The 22,640-nt window shown below is 46.3% G+C and carries 26 protein-coding genes; 1 reads left to right on the top strand and 25 read right to left on the bottom strand.

Features of this window, described 5'->3' with window-relative positions:
• From KCG48_RS02870 to KCG48_RS02765, 22 genes are all read right to left on the bottom strand, one after another.
• Complete coding sequence (locus tag KCG48_RS02870; protein ID WP_211799783.1) at positions 1 to 357, bottom strand: DUF192 domain-containing protein; 357 nt, start codon at positions 355 to 357, stop codon at positions 1 to 3.
• A gap of 1 nt (position 358) precedes the next feature.
• A complete protein-coding gene (locus KCG48_RS02865; protein ID WP_269142392.1) occupies positions 359 to 2,863 on the bottom strand; it encodes a vWA domain-containing protein in 2,505 nt (834 codons plus the stop codon).
• A gap of 102 nt (positions 2,864 to 2,965) precedes the next feature.
• Positions 2,966 to 3,886 (bottom strand): type II secretion system F family protein, encoded by a 921-nt coding sequence (locus KCG48_RS02860; RefSeq protein ID WP_211799781.1) that lies wholly within the window; start codon positions 3,884 to 3,886, stop codon positions 2,966 to 2,968.
• A 12-nt stretch (positions 3,887 to 3,898) separates the two neighbouring features.
• Entirely contained in the window at positions 3,899 to 4,867 is a 969-nt protein-coding gene (locus KCG48_RS02855) for a type II secretion system F family protein (protein ID WP_211799780.1), read from the bottom strand.
• A gap of 3 nt (positions 4,868 to 4,870) precedes the next feature.
• Positions 4,871 to 6,256 (bottom strand): CpaF family protein, encoded by a 1,386-nt coding sequence (locus tag KCG48_RS02850; protein WP_211799779.1) that lies wholly within the window; start codon positions 6,254 to 6,256, stop codon positions 4,871 to 4,873.
• Between the two features lie 15 nt (positions 6,257 to 6,271).
• Complete coding sequence (locus KCG48_RS02845) at positions 6,272 to 7,450, bottom strand: AAA family ATPase (protein ID WP_211799778.1); 1,179 nt, start codon at positions 7,448 to 7,450, stop codon at positions 6,272 to 6,274.
• A 5-nt stretch (positions 7,451 to 7,455) separates the two neighbouring features.
• Complete coding sequence (gene cpaB / locus KCG48_RS02840) at positions 7,456 to 8,181, bottom strand: Flp pilus assembly protein CpaB (RefSeq protein ID WP_211799777.1); 726 nt, start codon at positions 8,179 to 8,181, stop codon at positions 7,456 to 7,458.
• 24 nt (positions 8,182 to 8,205) lie between these two features.
• Positions 8,206 to 9,369, bottom strand: coding sequence for a pilus assembly protein TadG-related protein (locus KCG48_RS02835; protein ID WP_211799776.1), 1,164 nt, complete (start codon positions 9,367 to 9,369; stop codon positions 8,206 to 8,208).
• Between the two features lie 13 nt (positions 9,370 to 9,382).
• Complete coding sequence (locus KCG48_RS02830) at positions 9,383 to 9,808, bottom strand: TadE family protein (RefSeq protein ID WP_211799775.1); 426 nt, start codon at positions 9,806 to 9,808, stop codon at positions 9,383 to 9,385.
• A 23-nt stretch (positions 9,809 to 9,831) separates the two neighbouring features.
• Complete coding sequence (locus KCG48_RS02825) at positions 9,832 to 10,395, bottom strand: A24 family peptidase (RefSeq protein WP_211799774.1); 564 nt, start codon at positions 10,393 to 10,395, stop codon at positions 9,832 to 9,834.
• Entirely contained in the window at positions 10,392 to 10,565 is a 174-nt protein-coding gene (locus KCG48_RS02820; protein WP_211799773.1) for a Flp family type IVb pilin, read from the bottom strand. The genes KCG48_RS02825 and KCG48_RS02820 overlap by 4 nt, the downstream gene beginning before the upstream one ends.
• Before the next feature lie 65 nt (positions 10,566 to 10,630).
• A complete protein-coding gene (locus KCG48_RS02815; protein WP_211799772.1) occupies positions 10,631 to 10,792 on the bottom strand; it encodes a Flp family type IVb pilin in 162 nt (53 codons plus the stop codon).
• Positions 10,793 to 11,247: 455 nt separating this feature from the next.
• A complete protein-coding gene (locus tag KCG48_RS02810; RefSeq protein ID WP_211799771.1) occupies positions 11,248 to 12,162 on the bottom strand; it encodes a type II secretion system F family protein in 915 nt (304 codons plus the stop codon).
• Positions 12,163 to 12,174: 12 nt separating this feature from the next.
• Positions 12,175 to 13,149, bottom strand: coding sequence for a type II secretion system F family protein (locus KCG48_RS02805; RefSeq protein ID WP_211799770.1), 975 nt, complete (start codon positions 13,147 to 13,149; stop codon positions 12,175 to 12,177).
• Positions 13,146 to 14,528 (bottom strand): CpaF family protein, encoded by a 1,383-nt coding sequence (locus KCG48_RS02800; protein WP_331000365.1) that lies wholly within the window; start codon positions 14,526 to 14,528, stop codon positions 13,146 to 13,148. Before KCG48_RS02800 ends, KCG48_RS02805 begins: the two co-directional genes overlap by 4 nt.
• Positions 14,529 to 14,543: 15 nt before the next feature.
• Positions 14,544 to 15,710: an AAA family ATPase gene (locus KCG48_RS02795; protein ID WP_211799769.1), complete on the bottom strand. Its 1,167-nt coding sequence runs from the start codon at positions 15,708 to 15,710 to the stop codon at positions 14,544 to 14,546.
• 3 nt (positions 15,711 to 15,713) lie between these two features.
• Positions 15,714 to 16,433, bottom strand: a complete 720-nt coding sequence (gene cpaB, locus KCG48_RS02790) for a Flp pilus assembly protein CpaB (protein ID WP_211799768.1) — start codon at positions 16,431 to 16,433, stop codon at positions 15,714 to 15,716.
• A 19-nt stretch (positions 16,434 to 16,452) separates the two neighbouring features.
• Positions 16,453 to 17,556, bottom strand: a complete 1,104-nt coding sequence (locus KCG48_RS02785) for a pilus assembly protein TadG-related protein (RefSeq protein WP_211799767.1) — start codon at positions 17,554 to 17,556, stop codon at positions 16,453 to 16,455.
• Positions 17,557 to 17,566: 10 nt separating this feature from the next.
• Complete coding sequence (locus tag KCG48_RS02780) at positions 17,567 to 17,992, bottom strand: TadE/TadG family type IV pilus assembly protein (protein ID WP_211799766.1); 426 nt, start codon at positions 17,990 to 17,992, stop codon at positions 17,567 to 17,569.
• 19 nt (positions 17,993 to 18,011) lie between these two features.
• Positions 18,012 to 18,581: an A24 family peptidase gene (locus KCG48_RS02775; protein WP_211799765.1), complete on the bottom strand. Its 570-nt coding sequence runs from the start codon at positions 18,579 to 18,581 to the stop codon at positions 18,012 to 18,014.
• Between the two features lie 157 nt (positions 18,582 to 18,738).
• Entirely contained in the window at positions 18,739 to 18,909 is a 171-nt protein-coding gene (locus tag KCG48_RS02770; protein ID WP_211799764.1) for a Flp family type IVb pilin, read from the bottom strand.
• Positions 18,910 to 19,357: 448 nt separating this feature from the next.
• Positions 19,358 to 19,912, bottom strand: a complete 555-nt coding sequence (locus KCG48_RS02765) for an HDIG domain-containing metalloprotein (RefSeq protein ID WP_408004688.1) — start codon at positions 19,910 to 19,912, stop codon at positions 19,358 to 19,360.
• A gap of 226 nt (positions 19,913 to 20,138) precedes the next feature.
• Here KCG48_RS02765 and KCG48_RS02760 point away from each other — a divergent pair, with 226 nt between their 5' ends.
• Positions 20,139 to 21,371, top strand: coding sequence for an aminopeptidase (locus KCG48_RS02760; protein WP_211799763.1), 1,233 nt, complete (start codon positions 20,139 to 20,141; stop codon positions 21,369 to 21,371).
• A gap of 44 nt (positions 21,372 to 21,415) precedes the next feature.
• On the opposite strand, the gene KCG48_RS02755 is transcribed toward KCG48_RS02760, so the two are convergent.
• The 3 genes from KCG48_RS02755 to KCG48_RS14970 form a co-directional block, all read right to left on the bottom strand.
• Positions 21,416 to 21,838, bottom strand: a complete 423-nt coding sequence (locus tag KCG48_RS02755; RefSeq protein ID WP_211799762.1) for a hypothetical protein — start codon at positions 21,836 to 21,838, stop codon at positions 21,416 to 21,418.
• A gap of 273 nt (positions 21,839 to 22,111) precedes the next feature.
• Positions 22,112 to 22,375 (bottom strand): metal-sensing transcriptional repressor, encoded by a 264-nt coding sequence (locus KCG48_RS02750; protein WP_211799761.1) that lies wholly within the window; start codon positions 22,373 to 22,375, stop codon positions 22,112 to 22,114.
• 14 nt (positions 22,376 to 22,389) lie between these two features.
• Positions 22,390 to 22,614: a heavy-metal-associated domain-containing protein gene (locus tag KCG48_RS14970; RefSeq protein ID WP_211799760.1), complete on the bottom strand. Its 225-nt coding sequence runs from the start codon at positions 22,612 to 22,614 to the stop codon at positions 22,390 to 22,392.
• Positions 22,615 to 22,640 lie beyond the last annotated feature (26 nt).

Below are 22,640 nucleotides of genomic sequence, written 5' to 3'. Positions count from 1 at the left end.
TTATGCACCCTGACTTCCCTCTGTGTATTGAATGAAGTCCCCTTCTTTTAGTTTTCCGTAAAACGCGTGGCCATTGGCTTCTAAAACATAGCGAGCTCCCCGAACCACAGGGCTAACCGTCCAAGGCTTCATAGCTGGGATGATTTTCAGCACCTGATGCTCCTTCGAAAGAAAAACCACATCGATGGGAATCTTCATGAAGAAGCAGTGAATACTGCTGCAGGGCTCAATTTTCATCGCAGTATGCTCTTTCAGAGACTTTCTGCCCATGAGGCCTTTAAACCGTTTATAGAAGGTATCTGCCTCCTCCACGTGTTCGATGAGAACCTCACCCGTGGCTTTATGGATAATCTTCATGCTACATCCTGCCTTCCAGTATATCTTTTGCATCGGGATCTTTCGCAGGATGAGTGCCTGCACTTTCATACTTAAAGAGATACTCCGCCGAGTTGAAAATCACATCGCCCACCAGTTCCATATTGGTGTAGATGCTTTGATTGACCAGAAGAATTCCAGGCTCCGTGGTGCGAATATAGACGGCTTCGCCAGGTCTCTTTTTTACACTCTTGTAGCCGTCGATGAACTTGAACCGACTCTTCTCATAGCGTTTTTCCAAGATTATATCATAGGAGTACTTGCTTCCTTTGATATAAACATCGGCGACGCTTTCCTTGGCAGGATTCAGGGTAATGACAATGTGGTCTTTCTTGAAATCTTTCAGTTTGAGATCCACTTTTCCGCTAACTAAGTAGTCTTCGGGATTATCCTTATGAACGGTGAACATGAGTTTTCCGGTGACGTAAGTCGCCGGTCTGAAGCGGGAGTTGTAGAATACCAATCCCAAGGCGATGACCCCCGATGCCAGAATTACCAACACACTGAGGAGCTGGACAACGACTGGCAGCCTTCTTACGACGCTGGAGATAAACCGCATGAAGTTCGTGGTGATCTTCACCGGGTAGGCTGAAGCATTGCTGAGCACTGTGGTATAGCTACTTTCCGCTTTAAAGCTCACAGGGATTTCAAAATCCGAAAGGCTGAAATCTGCTGCAGGGGTAAAGTTCACCCTTACTGTTTTGGTTTCCATGGCGTTGATGAGAATTTTCGACACATCAAGTAGTCCATAGGTCTCGGGAATGATCAGCTGAATAACCTCGGGAAAGTTGGATGAACTCTTTAGGGTCAAATCCAGGGGAATCTTCTGGTTCTTCAACGCAAGAATCCGATCCGAGGAAATAGAGACATCCACCTTTCCCGGAGGGAAGACGGAGGATGTTCCGACTTCCTTTTCCAGGATAAAGATTTCATTCTTGTATAAACCACGGGCCTTGAGCGCCAGTTTAATAGCACCTTCCGTGTCAAAGGTAATATTTGTGGAGAATCGTCCATCTTGCGCCTTCACATCACTATTCTCTGGGAGCCCATTATCGAAGAGCGAAAATACTTTCTCCACTCCACCGCTATACGAAGCAACTAGATTAAAGAACTCCAGCTTTAAGTCTGCAGACTCTTTTAAGTTTACTGTTCCCATCTGGAGGGTGCTGGTGACGATTCGACTTTCGCCTAAACGGAATCCCTCATTGACGAAGGAGATATCTGAAGTTAAAGTAGGAAGAACTTTCACATGAACCGTAGAGGATGTGTTGGCAATGATTTGCTCCTCATCCACCACTTGAATAACCACCTGGTAGTTTCCTTCTGTTCCTGTATCCAAAAATTCTCCAATGTATGTATTTTCCCCTTCCTTGGTCATGGTCAAAGGCTTCAAGGCTTGCACACCATTAACAAGGACGATTCCCTCCACCTGCATGTTATCAGACAAGGCTCCCGTTAGCGTGGCCTTCACCACAAGGGGATCATTGATGGGATGCTGAATATTAGTAATGGGGGTATCGATCCAGATTTTCAGAAACATGTCCTTGGCTCCCAAGAGGGCAAGCTCCGTAGTTCCGCTGACGCGGATCTTCCAGGCTCCACTAAGTTCGGTTTCTTCCTGATTCAGGGTAACCAAGGTATAATTGGCACTTCGCTCCACGATCACTTTTCCATTGTCCTGAACACCATCCGGCGGAATAAGACTCAGATCAATGGGGCCGGTGGTGTTGGCAAGAACAAAGGTTGCCTGGGAGACATACTTGTCCATAATAAAATCCAGGTCTCGCGCACCTACCAAGGAAGTGTTCTCATTCAAAAATACGTTGCGATTTTTCAACTGATTGATGATGGTGAAAAACTCCATCGCCACATCCGCAGGTGAAGAAAACACCTTGGACTGTCCCTGGGTTTCCACTGCGATACGATCCAAGACACTCATGTCAATGGATCCGAATGCCACAGAGTAAACGGGGTAACCGTTATTTCCAATGCTCCGAATGGTGTCCCAGAAGCTGTTCATATAAGTATCCATGAACCCAGGCTCTGCGGTTCTTGCAGGATCGGGATCCGGACTTCCATCCGTCACAAAGACGATGACTTTCTTGATATTAGGATCCGTGATGGAGCTTAGCTGCTCATTGGCTTTTTGGAAAGCTTTGAGATAATCCGTATCTCCTCCGCCTTCGAGCTGTCCGGTCAAATTTCCTTTGATCGCAGCCTTCGTGGCCTGGCCCACATTGATCATGGGCTGGACTTCCACCACATCGGTGCTGAAAGAAATAATGCCCAGATTATCCTCCGGGCTTAACAGGTCGATGAAGATATTGGCTGCTGTTTCTCTCATCTTGGCAGGATCGGTATTATTCATACTTCCTGACTTATCGATGATTAGGGATACAGCCAAATTCTCTAAGGTATCGACAGTGTCGCCCTTCACTGGCTTCGCCCCTTGAAAAACAAAACAAGAGGCAAGGAAGAATAACAACATCAACGAAGAAAAAACTTTTCTTTGCCTCATCATTGCACTCTCCTCACCTCAAGTATGATATCTCATGAAATTACTTAGTTTAATTCTATTATATAGCATTTTCTACAAAACTTTACTAAGATTTTCAATAATACTAATCACTGCAGGTCCCAGAATTACAACAAAGAGAGCCGGCATCATGAAAAACACTAACGGAAAAAGCATTTTTATCGGTATTTTCATTGCCGCTTCTTCTGCACGCTGCCTTCTCTTCTGCCGCATCACAGTACTTTGTGTTCTTAACATCGAGGCGATATTAGTTCCCAACATTTCAGATTGAATCACAGCGGTAATAAAAGTATTAAGGTCCTCTACACCAGTTCGATGAACAATACCTCTTAACGCCTCTTGCCTATCTCTTCCCTTATTGATATCATCCAGTGCCTTAAGGATTTCCTCGCTTAAGGGTCCAGGCATCTTCTCTGTGGACTTCTTCAGCGCCATATCAAACCCTAACCCGGCCTCAACACTGATGTACAACAGATCAAGAAGATCGGGTAGTGCCTTCCTTATTTTCACCTGCCGTTGCATGGCACTTGTATGCAATAATGCATAGGGAATGAAGAATACCAAAACGCCAAACAGGAAAATTAAAATAAAAGGAATCTTGGCATTGACCAGTTTAAACAATAGGTATATGCCTCCACTAACAACTAGAGATAACATGACCTGTATTGCGAGAATGCTATTCACTGTCATTGTCCGACTCTTTCCAGATTCCACAATCAGACTCTCATATCTCTTTTTGATTCTGGAAGGAGTAATACTCCCCAGTGCGGTAACAACTTTCTGATACGCTGGATCAATTACCCGTTCGCGAAAAGGTTTTTTCATTTCGTCTTCTTCTTCCGGATAATTGTAGGAACTCTTAATGGAGTCCAGCCGCTGCACGACCATTTGCTTTTTACTGGATACAACCAAACCTATAATCCCAAAGACTAAAGCGAAAAAGATAAACATTAAAGCGTATACTATTAGTTCCATCTTCTCGCCTCCTTATACTTCTAGTTTAACAAGTTTTGACAGTAATAGGATACCGATAAACATCAGTATACTTGCTAAAACCAACATAACTAAACCTAATGCTGTGGTAAAGAGCTTCGAAATGTAGGCCGGGTTCAATAGCGAAAGAATTAGAGCAATTGCGATTGGAAGCATACTGATAATGACAGCTGATAACTTGCTCTGAGCAGTCAGCGTTCGTACTTCACCTTTAATGCGAACTCGTTCACGAATCGTAGTCGAGATTGTATCTAAGATCTCTGCAAGATTTCCGCCAACCTGCCGCTGGATGATCATGGCTGTTACAAACATATCTACATCTTCATCGTCAGTACGTTTACTAAAATCAACTAATGCGTCATCCATGGATTTTCCAAGAGTATTGTCTCGGATGATCTTCTGAAATTCTTCGCGAATTGGACTTTCCAAATCCTTGCCTGCAACACTAACAGCCTGGGAAAAACTTAACCCCGCACGAAGACCATTGGAGATTATGTTTAACGCTTCAGGAAGCTGGTCATTTAATTTTTGCCCTCGTTTTCTTTTTAACCCGCTGATGTAGATTTCCGGATAGATATAACCCAGTACCGCTGCTAATAAGGCGATGGGAACAAGTCTTGTCAGCAAATAGAATAGCAGAAATACACCTAACCCGGATAATAAAGAAATCAGATAGAACTCTTGAGGCTTCATTAAAACGTATGCTTGGGCTAGCTTTTTTTTCTTTTTATCGAAGATATCCTGAAACAAGCTTTTCTTCGGAGGTCGAACATAAGAAAGACCCTTCGAATTTGGGTCCTTGCCCAAATCATCGAAAGTCTTTTCCACGAGATCTCCACCAGTTTTCTGGATTTCCTGGAGTCTAGACTTTGTACGAGACTTATTTTGTGTAATCAGCAAAAACAGCAACGCAAAAACTAAGGTCACAAAAAGGAAAAAGGTGCCGTATGCTAAATACTTCATGGCTTACCTCCTTCCAGTGGGGAACTCTGCTGTAGATTCATTCGGTTTAAAAATGCTAGCAGGTAGTGTTTCACCGTGTGTTCTTAACTTTTCCATGAAGTTGGGTACTATTCCTGTGGCAACATGTTTCCCTACAACACCGCCGCGTTCATCAAATCCATCTTGACGGAAAATGAATATATCCTGCAAGGTGATTGTATCCCCTTCCATGCCCACAATTTCCGTTACTTTCGTCACTTTACGTGTACCATCTGTAAATCTAGCGACCTGAACGATCAGATTGATTGCTGAAGCAACTTGTTCCCGAATTGCTTTTGAGGGGAGCTCCATTCCACTCATCATGACCATTGTCTCTAAACGAGCCAAGGTATCTCGAGGGGTATTCGCATGGATTGTCGTCAAAGAGCCATCATGGCCGGTATTCATGGCCTGGAGCATGTCAAGGGCTTCTCCGCTTCGAACTTCTCCAACGACAATCCGGTCAGGTCTCATACGAAGCGTATTAACCACAAGATCTCTGATGGTTACTTTTCCTTTGCCTTCAATATTCGCTGGTCGGCTTTCCAATGGAAGTACATGCCTTTGCTGGAGCTGAAGCTCTGCTGCATCCTCTACGGTTACGATACGTTCATTTTCAGGAATAAATCCAGAAACCACATTCAGGAATGTGGTTTTACCACTACCGGTTCCACCAGATACCACAATATTGATCCTTCCACGGACACAAGCTCTGAGGACTTTCGCCATATCCATCGTTAAAGTACCAAAGGTGATCAGATCTTCCAGCGTATAAGGATCAACAGCAAACTTACGAATTGTTATCGCTGGTCCTTTGATTGAAAGTGGCGGGATTATGATATTAACACGAGATCCATCAGGAAGTCGTGCATCCACCATTGGTGAGCTTTCATCTACTCTTCTTCCCAAAGGAGAAATGATTTTGTCAATGGTATGGAGCACATGTCGGTCATCTCTAAACTTCTTGTCTGTGGGTTCGATCTTGCCAAAGCGCTCAATATAGATCAAATCCGGACCATTAACCATGACTTCAGTCACTGTAGGGTCTTCCAAAAGGGAAGTTATGGGTCCATATCCAAAAATTTCATCCAAGACCATCTTTTGGACCTTCTGCTTGTCCATTTGGGAAAGATGCTTTCGGTTTTGATTTAAAATTTCATTGAGTTTCTCATTAATCAGATCCATGATCATCTTGCGTTGTGATGCATCATTTTTATCCAGTGAGATACTCACTTCATCAATAATTTTTCCTAAAACCTCTTGTGACAGATCTTCAATATCCTTCTGTCGACGTATGCTCATTTCATCATTTTCTTTGTTGATGACTTGACGCACATCTGGGTCATTGAGGTTAAAATTGCTGAAATTCATTTCTGTCACCTCGCCTTATCGTTTTGCTGTAGGTTCTGGTGCAACCTCCTGCATTTTGTTCGCTAGGTTTCTGAAGCCCTTTGTAATGGAACTTCTTGGATTTTTCATGACATAGGGAACTCCCTGATTCAAAGAAGAAATAACGCCTTTGTAGTCTGCATCGATGACGGAGAACAAACTTTGATTTAGTGTCTTCTCCACATCATGAGCCCGAATTTCTCCTCGATTATCCGCCTTATTTAGAAGGAGCTTAATTTTGGACTTAGGATAATTTAAATCATTAAGCGTTACGAGTGAGGCTTTAATATTCCGGACTGTGGATACCTCAGGCGTTGTGATCATTAGGAGCTTATCTGCAAAAACAAATGCAGGATTAATCGGATCATAAAACCTTCCAGGCATATCCACAATGATGTAGTCATAGGAGTTCTGAAGGTTTCGAAGAATAATCTGAATATGTTCGGCATTGATAAACTCATTCATTGATGGTTCAATATTTGCCGGAAGAATCTTCACTCCAGATTCATGATTGAGGAGGTAACTTTCGATTAGGTCTGGATCGATGTTTCTTATGTCATTAACCACATCTGAAATTGTATATTTGGGTTGAATGTTTAACGCCAATGCAGCACTTCCAAAATCGAGATCCAAATCAACGAGAACTACTCTCTTCTTGGTTTCTTTTGCTAAGGTAACCGCCAAGTTCACGGACACAAATGTCTTACCTACTCCACCCTTTGTGCTGAACACCGTGATAACTTGCCCTAATTCCGCTTTTCGCTTTATCCTTACAGGCCCATCCCGATGAATCTCATTTCGCTTTTTGTTCAGTTCATAGGCTTTATAAATCGAATCGACTAAGCGATTGGGAACAATTGGTCGAAGTACCACATCTTTAGCTCCGGAAAAGAGAGCTTTATGCATGGTCTCTTCCTTAATTTCATCTTCCACGATGATAACTGCCACATTGAGGTGTTCGGTGGTAATACTCTCAGCAACTTTGTATCCATCTTGGAGAAACTTACTTCCAATGATAACCACACCAACATCCTCAATATCGAGGACTCTAGTCGCATCTTCAAAGGTCTCCGCGTCCTGCGTAAAAAGAAGATACTCAATATTGGACAAAATATTTTCGATTTCTAATCGTCGAACTTCATCATTCTCCAGAATCATAACTTTAATTTTATCCATATCGTCTACCTCCCTCTCCATGTCGGAAACTCTGGTGTACTAAACTGAGTTAAGTTGTTGATTGTGTTGTCTACAGGGTTTCTAAGGATCATCTGAACTGCACCGTTAATGTTAGCAAAAGCCATCACTTCAGCTTGAGAAGGAGTCACCAATAACGTAATTGAAGATGTTACTCCTTTGTTCAGTGCTGTCTCCCCTGTCTCTGTAAAAGTTAAGGGACCAATTTCTAAGATCTCAATGTTTTGGAACTGAGTCACCGTAAGAAGACCAGGACTAATAGCTTCATCGTTGTAGGTTACGATAATGTCCACACGGTCTCCCTTATTGAGATATCCACCGACTCCGCTTATCTCATTGGAAGGGATTGTAATCGCCCGCATATTCTCGGGTATTCTGTATGCCAATGCAGCTTGCGTGATATCTGTAGCAATTTTACTCTTCAATACTTGTTCTTCACTATAGATCTCAGTTTTGGTGGTGTAACCTACAATATCTTCAAGTTTTGTGGCAGCGTCTGGATGCACAGCTTCTGTTGGAAGTGATTTAAGAATAACCATTTCCGCTGTAACCTTAACATGTGCAGGGATAGAACTGACAGCCACTACCACATCAGTTAAATCGTCTTCGACGACTGGTGCCTGATTCAAGGTCTCGATGTAATAATAAAGGGTCCCCATGGTCAATAATCCGAGAATTATAGCCAAGATGATGATACTCTTTTTAACCTTCAACTGCTCTCACTCCTCTTTCAACGATTAATCAACTAATGTAGCTTTTCGAATGCTCTGATTTTCGTAAATTGTTCCGGTCCAGTCTCCTGCGAGCATTTGATCAATGGTCAGTGTTTTGCCGGTTTTCATTAGAACTATGGTCTTTTTTGTATCTTCTTTAGGGCCATATAAAGATTTCCAGTTATATGGTGTCGAAACTTTGTTTACATACGCATTTGCACCCGTGTAGATAAATGCATTGGACTCTCCGTCACCCTTTTGATGATCAACATAGTCGATTACCACAACTTCTGCAAAATATGCAATAGGAAAGATCTGCTTTGTATTGCTGTTACCCGCGTAACTATCCAAATATCTTTGTGTGTCCATGACTGGAATGAATCCCGTCATGTAAGCTTTACGCTCTCCTGGATTTGTCGAATGCTTATATGCATTATCAAACCACTGGTAAAAGACATTTTTCACATCTGGATCATTGTTTATTTGCCCTAAACCTGTCTTTCCTGGAATATGTTTGAAATTATTGAGATAGTCTATGAGGGACTGTGGCATAGCGATTCCACGATTTCCAAGATACTCTGTTACACCTGGAATTCCAGATATATTGTCATTAAAGTACATCAACCCAGATGACCAGTTAAGAGTTGTAGTACTCCCATCATCTTTATCAGTAATTGTTACGGTTTTTTCGTGAACAATATCTACTCCACCAGTTGCAAGAGCCTCATAATCGGTATCCAACATAAACAAGGGTATTAAACCTGGATTAAGCGCTTTGTCTGCTCTTGCCACAGCTTTTGCATAGACATCAGAATTTCCAACTCCAAAAACATTGGCAAAAATCAAGTCGGAATTATTTACACTCTCAACGATTACATGGGGGTATGGATACATTGCCGTGGCACTTTTATTCACCGTCACCGTAACTCTGCCTACATCAGCGCCATTCGTTACTGCAACATCTATGGCAATTTGCTTGATTTCATCTGTAGACATTCCGGTATACAATTCACGAGCTCCAGCTAAAGCACCTGCATCGGCTGCAGCCACCATATTTCGACGCTGAAAGAAAAGAATCCCTGCATCAATGACAAGGGCAGCTAATCCAAAAGCTACGACCATAATAAACACTGCTACTATGGGAAGAACCGCGCCCTTTTCTTCCCGGATCAGTTTTACTCTTTTCATCGTTCTTCCCTCCTTAGGGGACCACATATTCCACTCGCATGCTAGCTTCAGCTTTCATGTTCACATTACTGGTAATGATAAAACCAACTAAAGGTTTTATGTTGCCAGAGATTTCAACTTTAGCCATCTTAATACTGTTTTTCCCGTCAGATGTGGGCATTGTTGTTAATGCTTTAGGTGTAATAGTCAGGGAACCTTCAATAATGAGATCTTTTGTTGCATCAGTTACGGCTTTATTGATCAACGTTGTATCATTGCCATGGATGGCATAAACTCTCGCTGCTTCTCGAGCCGCACTAGTCAAGGTAATCTTTGCATTAAACATCCACCCAAACTCAATGATCCCTAATAAAATCAGCATTAGAACAGGAAGAACAAGAGCAAACTCCACTAGACTTTGCCCTTGTTCCCGCTTGAACAGTTTCTTTGTTTTATTCATAAAAACCACCTCTGGTTCTTCATTCAAAAGTTGATGATCCCCTGGAACAATCCTGATACAGCTAACAAGGTTCCAATCGTTATGGGGATGGCATAGGGGATGTACTTTTTGGTAGTACCTTCTTTCGCATTATCGTATTTTGTTTGCCAGGTTAAAAATTTCCGCACCCCTGTAAACCGATAAAGGAACTTTAAGATTGGTACAATAATGATCTGGAAAAGGCCTACACGAGCATCTTTACCACTTTTAGTTAAGATTATATAGCCTAGAGCAATTAACCCACCAGCAATTGCCGCAAACAAGGCAGATAAAATGGTGAGCTTCCACCCAAGTAGTGCCCCTACCGCCATCATGAGCTTAACATCACCTGCACCCATACCTCCAGCAATATATGGAGCTAGAAAAACAAGAAATCCCACTAAGACTCCAACTAGACCAAATGTAAGACCGTCTAGTTTATTTACAACAGTCCAATAAATCACGCCGAAAAGCAAAATTGGTATTGTGATCTTATTAGGGATTTTTCTATACTTTAAATCGAAATATACACAAACAACAAGTAAAATGACTAAAGCAATTACATTCATGGCGCACCTAAGCCGCCTAGGATCTCATTTTTATTTTTTTCATAAAGAGAACCTAGCTGTTGTCCAAAAAGAAATACCGCACCGACCGCTGCTAAAACAACAAGGGATATGATTAGGGAATATTCTACCAATGATTGCCCATCTTCAGATTTGAGAAAGTTGTTCATCATCTGTAACACTTCCTTTTTAGAAAAAAGCCCCCTCTTCCAAGGGGGCTTTAGAATATCAACTCGTCCTAAGAGAGTTTGTCAGTAACCTTCTTAAACAAGCTGTTGAGATTTGTTCCCACTAAAGTAAGTGCGACAATAACAGCTAATGAAACAAGCGCAATAATCAGTCCGTACTCAACCAAGCCCTGTCCTTCTTCATCCGTCCACAGTTTTCTCAGAAATTCCATGATAAATCTCCTTTCGTTTTTGGTTTAATACCTGAAATAAACATTCGACAATATCCTGTATATTTCCTGTTATTTGTAGTTTATATTGAGCAAGGTTAAAAGTCAACATGATTTTTTTGAGTTAAACTTCACTTTTACGTGATATCACCTCGCAATTTGCGTCTAATTTCGACATTTTTTATCATATCATATCTTGGATCAAATTTAATCTTCCCTTAATTCTTGTTCTCTTTAATCTTTGATTAAAGCAATGCTTTGATTTTTGTTTTTTCACGCAATTCTATCCACAGCATTCACCAAATCTGCTGATTTTTCGAAAAAAAGAATAATGGAATATTAAAAACGATGTTTCACAGATAATACAAAAAACCTTATGCTCATCACTTTGATTCACATAAGGTTTACATTTTCCATGGAGAAATATTGAATTTTTCTTGGAATAATCAAGGATTTTTCTACATTTTCGTCAGGGTTTTAATCATATTGATCCCTGCAGGACCCAGAATCACAATGAACAGCGCCGGAAGCATAAAGAAAATCAGCGGGAACAGCATCTTGATCGGGATCTTTTGGGCTTTCTCTTCTGCCCGCTGTCGTCTTCGCTGGCGCATCTCATGGGATTGAACCCTCAGCATATTGGCGATGTTTGTTCCCAGCATCTCACTTTGGATTACTGCGGTGATAAAGGTGTTCACATCATCCACGCCCGTGCGCTGGATAATCCCCCGAAAGGCTTCCTGGCGGCCTTTCCCCTTGGAGATCTCCGAGAGCCCCCGCTTTATTTCCTCACTTAAAGGCCCCTTCATCTTGTCAGTGGACTTCTTCAGCGCCATGTCAAAGCCAAGCCCCGCTTCCACACTGATGTAGAGAAGATCCAGCATATCCGGCAGCTGATTCTGAACCACCAGCCGCCTCTTCTGAGCTTTTGTATTGAAGAAGCTGTAGGGTACCATGAAGGCGATGAGGATGATGAGGGGATAGAGCATGGGACTTAAGGGTTTCCCCATCCCCGAAGCAAGGAGAACCGAAACCCCCACCACAATCAGCGCCATCATGACCTGCATGCTGATGATATTACTGGGCGTCATCTTCCCCAGATAGCCTGACTGCTGAATGAGCTTTTCATATTTCATGCGAATGGATTTGGGCGTAGCTTTGGTGATGGTGGCGATGAACCGCTCATAGCCGGGCGTGAGCACACGCTCCGCAAAGGGCTTCTTCATCTCGTCCAGCTCTTCCTCCTGCTGGCTCTGTCCCAGCTGCAGGAGCCTCCCCTGGAGATGATCCGCATCTTTAAGGAAAATCTCATATCCCGCCATGACGGCCAAAAAAGCACTGAGAAAAAATGCTGCGGTTAACAGATACGCCATGGAAAGATCCTCCTAGACTTGAATTTTGATGATTTTTGACAAGAGATAGGCACCAATGAGCTCCATGGTGACCGCAAGGCCGATCATGAGCTTACCCATGGACTCCGTGAAAAGCACCGTCATATACTCCGGATTCATGGAGTAGATCATGAAGGCGATCCCCACTGGAAGAAGCCCCACCACCAGGGCGGACATCTTTCCCTGGGAAGTCAGGGTACGAACCTCACCCTTGATGCGCATACGCTCCCGGATGGTCCCCGTGATGACATCCAGCACCTCCGCAAGATTGCCTCCCACCTGGCGCTGAATCATCACCGCCGTCACCAGCATATCCATATCTTCGTCATCATTCCGAAGGGACAGATCCATGAGCGCTTCATCCAAGGGTTTCCCTAGGGCATTATCCTTAATGACCCGGGAAAATTCCTCCGCAATGGGCTGTTCCATTTCCTTCACGGCAATGGCCATGGACTGGGTAAAGCTAAGGCCAGAACGCAGACTGTTGGCAATGGCATTGAGGGCGTCAGGAAGCTGTTCATTCACCTTCTGGTTTTTCTTCTTCTTCACCGAAAGGATAAAAAGATCCGGAAGCCGGAAGCCCAGAAACAGGCCCGGTATTCCCAGCAGGACATTTTTAGTTAGCGCATAGAGAAGAAAGAAAAGAAACACCGAAGCCAGGATGGTGAAGAGCAGGAACTCTTCAGCCTTCATGAGAATCGAAGCCTGGATCAGCTGCTTTCGCCGTTTGGCCAAATACTTCTCCAGCCCCGTGGCACTTCGAAAACGCTCCCCCAGTGACTTTTCCCCAACACTCACCTTTTCCTCCGGCAAAATCTCCTCATCCTCTTCTCGCTCCGCACCAGGCAAGGTTTTCAGCGAAGCTAACCGTTCTTTCAAGTGAAGGGATCGGGAAAAGACGACCATGTAGAGGGACAGGAAAAGGAAGAAGGAGCCTGCAAAAATTCCCAGCAGGATTAAGGGCTTCATCGTCTAAACCCCAGATCCGCCACCTGGGGAGGCAGCTTAAAGAGAGACGGCGGTAAAATCTCCCCATGGGTCTTCAGCTTGTCGATGTAGCCCGGCACAATTCCCGTGGCCACATGCTTGCCGCGGACTCTTCCCATCTCATCAAACCCATCCTGACGGAATTCGAAAATATCCTGGAGTGTAATGGTGTCCCCTTCCATCCCTAATACTTCCGTGATCTTGAGCACCTTACGGGAACCATCGGAGAAACGGGAAACCTGAACGATGAGCTGCACCGCCGAAGCGATCTGCTCTCGAATGGCCCGGGATGGAAGCTCCATCCCCGACATCATGACCATGGTCTCCAAACGGGACAGACTGTCCCGGGGAGTGTTGGCATGGACCGTCGTCAGGGAACCGTCATGGCCGGTATTCATGGCCTGGAGCATATCCAGCGCCTCAGCGCTACGCACCTCACCTACCACGATACGGTCTGGACGCATACGCAGAGAGTTGACCACCAGATCACGAATGGCAACCTTCCCCTTTCCCTCCACATTGGCCGGGCGGGTTTCCAGGGTGATGACATGATCCTGCTGAAGCTGAAGCTCCGCTGCATCCTCGATGGTCACAATGCGCTCATCCTCCGGAATAAAGCTGGACATAATGTTCAGGAAGGTGGTTTTACCGGAACCGGTTCCGCCGGACACGATGATGTTGATTCTCCCTTTGACGCTGGCCTTTAAGAACCTCGCCATATCCATGGTCAAGGTACCAAAGGACACCAGGTCTTCCAGGGTGAAAGGATCTGCCGCAAACTTACGGATGGTGATGGTGGGACCTTTCAGCGCCAGGGGCGGAATGATGATGTTCACACGGGAACCATCGGGAAGGCGCGCATCCACCATGGGGGAGCTTTCATCCACCCGACGGCCGATGGGGGCGATGATTTTGTCGATGATGTGCATGCAGTGCTGATCATCCCGGAAAGTTACTTCCGTCCGGGTGAGCTTTCCCTTCCGCTCCACATAGACTTTGTCCGGTCCGTTGACCATGACTTCCGATACGGTATCATCCTCCAAGAGCGGCGTGATGGGGCCAAATCCGAAGATTTCATCCAGCACTGCCTGGACCACAGCCTGCCGTTCGCCATAGGCGATGTGCTTCTTGGAGAGATTCACCACCTCATTGACCTGATTCCCCACCAGGACAGCCACATCCTTCTTTCTTCCCTCTTCCGCGGAAATCCCGGAGAGCGCCATTTCCTCGATGACCTTGTTGAGCACTTCGATGACCACTTCATCCTGCCCTCGTTTTTTCTTCATTTTCAGTTCCCGGTTTAAAGCCTCTTCCTGCTCTCTTCCCGGGATTTCTTTCATGGCAAAACTTCCAAAACTCATGTGACACCCTCCTTCTTACGACTTCTTCGGTGAAACGGTGATATTTTTCTGGATATACTTGCGCAGCGAGCGGCTGATGCCGCTGCGGGTGTACTTCAACACGTAGGGTACTCCCTGATTAAGGGAATAGGGCACTTTCAGGTGATCTTCCTCCACCACCAGATTTATGGTCTGATCCAGGGTCTTCTCGATGTCCTTGACCTTAATGTCATTTCGCCGGTGCTGACGGTTCAGCACCACCTGGATCTTGGACTTGGGATAGTTTAGACTCTCCAAAACTCCCATGGAGGCCTTCACATTGCGGATGGCCGTGATCTCCGGAGTTGCCACCAGGAAGAGCTTATCTGCATACTGGATTCCGGGAGACACAGTATCACTGAACCTAGCCGGCATGTCCACCACGATAAAATCATAGGATCCCTGAAGGGTCTTAATAATCAACTGGATATGCTCTGCATTGATGTAGTTCTCGTTGCGAGGATCCAAAGTCGAAGACAGAAGACGGATTCCGCTCTGGTGGGGAGTCAGGTAACTCTCAATGAATTCCGCGTCGATATTCCGGATGTCATTCACCACATCATTGATGGAAAATCGGGGTTGGAGATTCATGGAGAGTGCTAAGGTTCCAAATTCCAGATCAAAGTCCACCAGGACCACTCGTTTTTTCGTCTCTTCCTGGAGCGCAGCGGCAAAGTTCAAGGCCATAAAGGATTTTCCCACTCCGCCTTTGGTGCTGAAGAACGTGAACACTCGCCCGAGTTTGGCATTGACTGAGGAGGTCTTCGCCTCTTTTTTCCCTTTTCCCTGACGCACAGCGAAGGTATTCACCTTGTAGATGGAATCCAGAAGCTTCCCCGGCTCCACGGGAAGGACCACCACATCCCGGGCTCCCGAGAACATGGCCCGATGCACCGTATCCTCATGGAGTTCCCGGGTGAGGATAATGACGCCTTTTTCCGGATATTCATGGGCCAGCCCTTCACAGATGGCATAGCCATCCCCATCAAAGTCTTCGCTGACCAGGATGACATTGACCCCTTCCGCCTCGATGATGGAAAGGGCGATCTGCAGATTCTTCGGTTCCCGGGCGACGTTGATGTATTCAATATTGGAGAGCATACTCTCCAGCTCTGATTTTTCTTCGGGATTTCCCGCCAGGATCATCACACTGATACGTTCCATGGGCTACCTCGTCTTCCAGGAATCAAAAACACTTCGGTTGAACTTGTCCACCAGGACCTTTTCCGTATCTGACGGATTCCTTAGCGTCAGATGCAGATTTCCGCTTTGCATGGCATAGGCGAGCACTTCCGCCTGGGCTGGCGTTACGAGAAGGGTGAGCGTAGACGAAACCCCTGTGTCCGTTTGTGCTCCGGTCTCTCCCGATGTACTGGCCCCTTTGGCTAATACTTCGAGATTCTGGAACTGGGTAAGCGTAGTTAATCCACTTCCCTCTATATCCGTATAGGTGACGAGTATATCCACCCGGTCGCCCACGGCGATGAACCCCGCCACGGCAGACACTTCCGTGGAGGACAGAGCTGTGGCGCGCATTCCGTCAGGAATGCGGTAGGAGAGCGAAGAGGACGTCAGATCAGAGGCCACGCGGCTGGAGAGCACCTGCTCTCCGGCGACGATATCGCTCTTGGCTAGGTAACCCACAGCCGCCTCCATGCTTTTCAGCGCTTCTCCATGAACGGACTCCAGAGGGACGGATTTCAGCATCACCAGATCCTGCGTGATGAGGGTATTTTCCGGAATGGTGGCGGCAGCCACCAGCACCTCGGTTTTTTGAAAAGCCACGGTTTCCGGCTCTTCCAGCTGCGTCAGATAACTGTAGAAGAGCCCCGCCGTGACCACGGCGAAAAATAGGGCTAAGATGATGACCCGTTTCTTAATTTTCATGTTGTTCCCTTCCTCTACATTAATCCACCAGCTTATGGTAAGTGGCGATGGGCTTATTCGTGTCCGGTTCTGCCTGATCTCCCGCGGAGGCCACGGCAATATAGGGCACCGGTTCCCCCACAAAGCGACCGATGACCGAGCCTTTTTCAAAGGTCATGCCATAGGTCTGCTGATAGTTGATGCCCGCTTTCCCCTGGTCTTCCCGCTGGCTTAGGTAATCCGGATTGAAAGCTTTGGGGGTTCCGACGTTTTCCTCCACCATGTAGTCCAGAATCTCATAGATGCCGAAGTACTTGATGGGAAGAACCAAAGTGCTCCCCTTCTGCTGCACATGCTCCTCGTCGATGATGGGCACCAGTCCCGTCATATAGGTTTTCCGCTCCGCCGGGGAAACCAAGGCGGCGGCATTTTCAAATCGCGTATTAAACTCAGACGAAAAACCTATCTTCTTACCTGTGATATTTCCAATGGTGAGGTTCACCTCCATGGCCATATCCACCGAGTCGCCCATGATGGCTTCCTTCATCTGACTGACATCGAAGATGTCATTGTAGCCCCAGTTTCCATTGAGGTACTCCGAATGCAGCATAAGCTTTCCATCCAGGATGGAGGCATTGGAGGACCCTAAAAAGATATTCTCAAAGACAAAGAGAGGTAAAATATCTCCGCCAGCCACTTTCTGGGTGTACCCCCAGGTTCCCGCCGCATGGGCCGTGACCATGGAGGACGACTGCTGAAAGAGCCGGGCAAAAAACAGCGATTTTTCCGCCCGGACATCCACATCAATGACCTGCCGGATGTCTGCTGTTCCCTTGATGACCACCGCCCGGTTCGTCACCGTCACGGTGGCATCTTCCAGGGCTACGCCGTTTTTTACCACCATGTCCTTGGCGGCCGCAATGGCCCCCGCTGTATTCAGCCCTCGGCTATCCTCCAGCACCATGGCTCCTGCCAGAGCAGCGGCATCCGCTGCCGTAACCAGGGCTCTGCGCTCCACAAAGAGGGAGCCGGCGTCGATAATGAGGGCAGCCACGCCTGCAAACACCGTGGAGATGAGGATGGCGGCCACTAACGTGACGGATCCATCTTCCCTGCGGTAAAAACGTGATCGGAATCTCTTCATCTTCTCCCTCCTACTCCATGCGGAATGTGGCTACGGCAGTGATAATCTGATCCTCCCGCAAAAAGAGGCCCACTAAAGGCTCCACGGTACAGACCATTTCCGCCCGAATATCGTAAACTCCCTGGGCGATGTCCACCACGGGAACGAAGGTCACGACGATGTCTTCAGGTGACAAGGTTCGCGCAGCGGCATTTTTCGCCGCCTGAGCGCCCTGAAGATCAAACTGTGCAGCTTTCACCGGATCAGCGGTGAATCCCAGCACCGCCCGGGTCCTGGCCCCCTCCCGAACGGCTGAGGTGGCTACGATCTTGGCGCTGTAGAGCCATCCGAACTCCAGAACACCCAAAATCAGCATAAGCAAAATAGGCAACACCAAAACAAATTCAATGACGGCTTGCCCTCTCTCACTCTTTTTCAGTTTTCGGATAACATCCATTCCAACCACCTCGGTTGTTCTATTGGGGAAAAAGTCCGGAAAATACTCCTAGAAGGACGGCAACCGTCCCCAGGGCAATGGCCACAGCGTAGGGAAGATACTCGTTTCCCGCTTCCAGCTTCTTTGTGACAAACCACTTTTGTGCTTCCAAAGCTTTCGGCCAGGCCGTGAGACGATATATCCCTTTCAGCAGCGGGAGAAGAAGAATACCCAGTAAATTGATCATCGTCTGACGAAATCGCCCTTTCCAGATCTGCACCACCAGGGCCATGAGCCCTCCAGCCAGGGCTGTGGCTAATGCTGCACGAAGAACAAACTCTGGCCCCTTTAAAGCCCCCACTGCCGCCATGAGCTTCACATCTCCAGCACCCATGCCGCCAAATCCATAGAGAATGAGAAAAATAACCAGCCCCAGAAGGAATCCCAGAGCACTTTGACTTGCACCTTTTCCTCCTTCAGCGAAGAGAAAGAGAAGAAACCCCAGTAAAGCTGCAGGTACTGTGATTTTGTTGGGGATCTTTCGAAGCTTCAGGTCCCAGAAGACCGCTGCGGCCAAGAGTAAAATTAAGATGAGATTCTGCAGGGTCATAACGTCACACTCCACATCAACATTTAGGTGAAATCTAGATTCTCATAATCAATAGTTATTATCCACTATAGTCAATGTAAGTAATTTAACTTCACTATCATTAATTCTAAGAATCAAAACGCCCCCTGCACAGGGGGCATTTTAGTGTCCGTTAAAATTATGGGGTCTGCACCAGGTCATCCTTCACTCCGGTGAAGAGTGTTGCGATCTGCTCGCCCAAAGGTCCTAATGCTACGACAACCACCACAGCGATGAGCGCGATAATCAGTCCGTACTCAACCATTCCCTGGCCTTCTTCGTCATTCCAGAATCTTTTTAACATTTCCATGATGAACCCCCTAAATAATAATATTGAGAAATATATTAATTAAATTCATATATTTCTTTCTACTTTTATTTTAAGTTTCAATATTTTAGAAGTCAACGTAAAAATTCTTCGAAAATTATAGTGAACACTATAATTATAAATATTGTGCGAATTTTCGACATTATTGCTCGAATATTTCCTGATGTTTTCCCCGTCAAAATATTTGATTTTTAAACAAAGGCTAAACCACCCCCTCTGCATTTCTCTCTCCTTCAACACATCCCCCCTCCATTCGACAGGATTTCGAGAACTACCTGAAGTTACTGCCCTTTCAATCCGGAAAATTGTCAATAATTACTTAAATTCTGAAAACTTTTCGACTTTACCCCGAATATGCGTATTTTATACGAAATTTTGGGCAAAATAAAAGGAAAGCTCTATATTTATGCTTTCCTTGCGTTCTTTATTCCTATGTAATACCGAGAATATCCGCGCGTTCACGCATACCGTTGATGCATTCCTGGATAATCTCCTCCACTGAACGATCCAGCATGGTGCATCCAGAGAGGATTACCTCCCGGTTTACCCCTGCTGCGAACTTGGGAGTTTTGAACTTCTTCAGCACGGATTTCATCTCCAGTTCCCGAATACTTTTATCCGGCCGCATATAGACGGTGGCCATGATGAGTCCCGTCAGTTCATCAATGGTATAGAGCACCTTTTCCAAAGGAAGTTCGGGTTTGATGTCTGTGCATAGACCGTAGCCATGGGAAAGGATTGCTCGGATCATCTTCTCGTCGAACCGTCTCTCCTCCAGGATCACCTTGGTCATGCTGCAGTGCTGATCCGGATATTTCTCGTAATCCAGGTCATGGAGCAGACCGATATTTCCCCAATACTCCTCATCTTCGCCAAAGCTTCGGGCAAAATGGCGCATCACCGCTTCCACAGCATAGGCATGGCGGATGAGGGAATCATTGGAATTGTACTCCAGGAGCAAAGCTAATGCTTCTTCACGTTTCATCTTGGGAACCTCCATCTTCACATTTTCATCTATTATATGCTCGGATCCCCGCCTTGACAATGCTCTGATGAAAATGAGCGACTTTTTAGTGTTGATCCCCATGTTCGTCCTCTCTGGGTCTCCTTCTGTCCTGCCGGCCCTTCGCGACAAGGTCATTTTGCTCCAGTCATTCAAAAGAAAGGGTTTTTATGATAGAATTTTACTATTATGATCCAAGGAGGATTCTATGATCGATTTAAAACCCTATCTGGAAAAATACGCCAAACTGGCGGTGCAAGTGGGTATCAACCTGGAGGAGAAGGAAGGACTCGTCATCACCACCTCCACCGAGGGACTTCCCCTTTCCCGACTCATCGCCCAGGAAGCCTATGCGGCAGGCGCCAAGCATGTGGAACTCATGGTCAATGATGATGAGTTTGGACTTACACGATTCAACTACGGCCAAGACTATATCTTTGAAGAGTACCCCACCTGGAAGGTGAACCAGCTGAAGGAAATCTATGAAGACAACTACCATCACTGCTTCGTCATCTCTCCCGATCCGGAACTGCTGAAGAATGTGAATCCGGAGAGAGTGAAGACCAGCCAGAAAACCGCCAGCCTGGCCATGGCTCCCGTTATGAAGTACCGAATGACCGGCATCACCAAATGGGTCATCGTGGCCGTGCCCTCTGTGGGCTGGGCCAAGTCCATTTTCAAAGACGACACCGACGAGGTGGCCGTGGAGAAGCTTTGGCAGTATATCATTAAAGCCAGCCGTCTGGATGCGGAAGATCCCGTAAAGGCCTGGGAAGAGCATGATCGAAACCTCAAGAAGTACCAGGATTACCTCAATGGGGAAAACTTCGAAAAGATGCATCTCAAAGGTCCCGGAACGGATCTGGAAGTGTACCTGGCAGAAGACCATCTCTGGATCGGCGGATCCAATGACAGCAACAAAGGGGTTCCCTATATGGCAAACATCCCCACGGAAGAAGTGTTCACAACCCCCCACGCCTACAAGGTCAAGGGAACGCTCCGTTCCACCAAACCCCTCAGCGTGAACGGAAATCTGGTGGAGAACTTCGGCTTCACCTTTGAAGAGGGAAAGGTCGTGAACTTCTACGCGGAGAAGGGCTATGAGACCCTGGAGAATCTCCTCCTGAATGATGAAGGTGCCGTCCGTCTCGGGGAAATCGCCCTGGTGCAGGATGACTCCCCCATCTCCAACACCGGCATTCTCTTCAACAACACCCTCTTTGATGAGAACGCCTCCTGCCACTTTGCCCTGGGACGTGCCTACGGCTACGCCATCAAGGATGGCAATGCCATGACCCAGGAAGAGCTTGCCGCCAAGGGTGCCAACTTCAGCCTCATCCATGTGGACTTCATGGTGGGCGGTCCAGAACTGGAAATCACCGGCTATCGTAAAGACGGATCCGAAGTGGTACTCTTCCAGAAAGGAAACTGGGTAATTTAAACAACAAAACGCCCCATTTCGGGGCGTTTTTTCATACAAAAATGTTAGCGAAAGTCCTCTAGAGTGGTCACAGACATGAAGTTCGACTTCCGAGACTGCGGGAGCTTCCAGTTGAAGTAGTCCCGAAGGAGAACGGGTTGGTCGATCTCGATCAGAATGAGATACTTTGAAAACGGAAAGGACAAAATGGCGTCTTCCAGCACCACGTGGGTGTCCTTGTAGTCCGCCAAGATTTTTTGAATCTGCCGACGGGTTATGCGCCCAGTCTGAAAGACCCGAGTAACCTGACATCGGTCAGCCTGCCGGGAAGCTTTACCATCGTCCACGATGTAGATGGTGTCTCCCACCGATACCTCACTGCTGGGTCCGGCTTCTGTGATGGAAAACTGAATCAGGATACGCCGCTTCCCCACAATAAACTCGGTGATATTGATTTTCCCTGGTTTCGGAAAAAACACGTGAATCATAACCGGTTACCTCCGCTAGTCCGCCTCACCCGCCGGACTTGGACCTTGTCTTCTAACGTGGGCTTGTAGAATAACTTTATCATAATTTTCTGCCATCGTGTACTGCAAATTGTGAACAATATATAAATATATGTTCGGAAATTGTACGTATTTAAGTATAAAATATCGATAGATATAAATCTTTATGATATCACCAACGAGCAACTTCCCTTGTTGTGCAGAAGAAGAGGCGGATTTCCGAATAAGAAATCCGCCTCTTCTTCTTGCTTGTTTTTACTTGGTCAGCTTATCCATGATCATCATGATTTCGCTGATTTTCTGTCCCTGATCCTCGGAATTGAACGCATCATGCACACAGTGCTGAATATGCTCATGGAGGATCTCACTGTTTACTTTTTTCAGAATGGCCTGGGTAGCCATGAGCTGGTTGGAAATGTCGATACAGTACCGATCCTCTTCCACCATTTTCAAGATGCCATCCAGCTGTCCCCGGGCTGTCCGAAGAAGCTTGGCCACCTTTTCCTTATCTGCCTGCAAGCCAATTCCTCCTTTTAGCCAAAAATGCTCTTTTTCTCGGAGACGGATACCAGTTCCAGATTCGCGTTCTCCAAGGCTTTCTTAAAGACTTCATCGGCAATGTCGCTGTCCATTTCCACCACCGCATTCTTTTTGGCCAGGTCAACCTTGGCTTTTACCCCCAGACCTTCCAGCGCGCGGGTGGCTCTTCCCACACAGCCCATGCAGTGCATTCCTTCTATTTCCAGTACTTTTTTCATTTCATTCTCTCCTTCGATTTTAGTAT

Source organism: Proteiniclasticum sediminis, from assembly GCF_018128025.1.
Classification (GTDB): domain Bacteria; phylum Bacillota; class Clostridia; order Clostridiales; family Clostridiaceae; genus Proteiniclasticum; species Proteiniclasticum sediminis.
This window is presented reverse-complemented; position numbering and strand designations above follow the sequence as displayed.

Excerpts from the sequence above, each read along its gene's own strand:
- KCG48_RS02870 (WP_211799783.1), bottom strand. The coding sequence starts at position 357 with ATGAAGATTATCCATAAAGCCACGGGTGAGGTTCTCATCGAACACGTG.
- KCG48_RS02800 (WP_331000365.1), bottom strand. The coding sequence starts at position 14,528 with ATGAGTTTTGGAAGTTTTGCCATGAAAGAAATCCCGGGAAGAGAGCAG.
- KCG48_RS02835 (WP_211799776.1), bottom strand. The coding sequence starts at position 9,369 with ATGAAAAGAGTAAAACTGATCCGGGAAGAAAAGGGCGCGGTTCTTCCC.
- KCG48_RS02755 (WP_211799762.1), bottom strand. The coding sequence starts at position 21,838 with ATGATTCACGTGTTTTTTCCGAAACCAGGGAAAATCAATATCACCGAG.
- KCG48_RS02810 (WP_211799771.1), bottom strand. The coding sequence starts at position 12,162 with ATGGCGTATCTGTTAACCGCAGCATTTTTTCTCAGTGCTTTTTTGGCC.
- KCG48_RS02815 (WP_211799772.1), bottom strand. The coding sequence starts at position 10,792 with ATGGAATTTCTGAGAAAACTGTGGACGGATGAAGAAGGACAGGGCTTG.
- KCG48_RS02765 (WP_408004688.1), bottom strand. The coding sequence starts at position 19,912 with ATGAAACGTGAAGAAGCATTAGCTTTGCTCCTGGAGTACAATTCCAAT.
- cpaB (WP_211799768.1), bottom strand. The coding sequence starts at position 16,433 with ATGAAAATTAAGAAACGGGTCATCATCTTAGCCCTATTTTTCGCCGTG.
- KCG48_RS02860 (WP_211799781.1), bottom strand. The coding sequence starts at position 3,886 with ATGGAACTAATAGTATACGCTTTAATGTTTATCTTTTTCGCTTTAGTC.
- KCG48_RS02760 (WP_211799763.1), top strand. The coding sequence starts at position 20,139 with ATGATCGATTTAAAACCCTATCTGGAAAAATACGCCAAACTGGCGGTG.
- KCG48_RS02770 (WP_211799764.1), bottom strand. The coding sequence starts at position 18,909 with ATGGAAATGTTAAAAAGATTCTGGAATGACGAAGAAGGCCAGGGAATG.
- KCG48_RS02780 (WP_211799766.1), bottom strand. The coding sequence starts at position 17,992 with ATGGATGTTATCCGAAAACTGAAAAAGAGTGAGAGAGGGCAAGCCGTC.
- KCG48_RS02865 (WP_269142392.1), bottom strand. The coding sequence starts at position 2,863 with ATGTTGTTATTCTTCCTTGCCTCTTGTTTTGTTTTTCAAGGGGCGAAG.
- KCG48_RS02820 (WP_211799773.1), bottom strand. The coding sequence starts at position 10,565 with ATGATGAACAACTTTCTCAAATCTGAAGATGGGCAATCATTGGTAGAA.
- KCG48_RS02855 (WP_211799780.1), bottom strand. The coding sequence starts at position 4,867 with ATGAAGTATTTAGCATACGGCACCTTTTTCCTTTTTGTGACCTTAGTT.
- KCG48_RS02845 (WP_211799778.1), bottom strand. The coding sequence starts at position 7,450 with ATGGATAAAATTAAAGTTATGATTCTGGAGAATGATGAAGTTCGACGA.
- KCG48_RS02830 (WP_211799775.1), bottom strand. The coding sequence starts at position 9,808 with ATGAATAAAACAAAGAAACTGTTCAAGCGGGAACAAGGGCAAAGTCTA.
- KCG48_RS02785 (WP_211799767.1), bottom strand. The coding sequence starts at position 17,556 with ATGAAGAGATTCCGATCACGTTTTTACCGCAGGGAAGATGGATCCGTC.
- KCG48_RS02850 (WP_211799779.1), bottom strand. The coding sequence starts at position 6,256 with ATGAATTTCAGCAATTTTAACCTCAATGACCCAGATGTGCGTCAAGTC.
- KCG48_RS02795 (WP_211799769.1), bottom strand. The coding sequence starts at position 15,710 with ATGGAACGTATCAGTGTGATGATCCTGGCGGGAAATCCCGAAGAAAAA.
- KCG48_RS02805 (WP_211799770.1), bottom strand. The coding sequence starts at position 13,149 with ATGAAGCCCTTAATCCTGCTGGGAATTTTTGCAGGCTCCTTCTTCCTT.
- KCG48_RS14970 (WP_211799760.1), bottom strand. The coding sequence starts at position 22,614 with ATGAAAAAAGTACTGGAAATAGAAGGAATGCACTGCATGGGCTGTGTG.
- KCG48_RS02825 (WP_211799774.1), bottom strand. The coding sequence starts at position 10,395 with ATGAATGTAATTGCTTTAGTCATTTTACTTGTTGTTTGTGTATATTTC.
- KCG48_RS02775 (WP_211799765.1), bottom strand. The coding sequence starts at position 18,581 with ATGACCCTGCAGAATCTCATCTTAATTTTACTCTTGGCCGCAGCGGTC.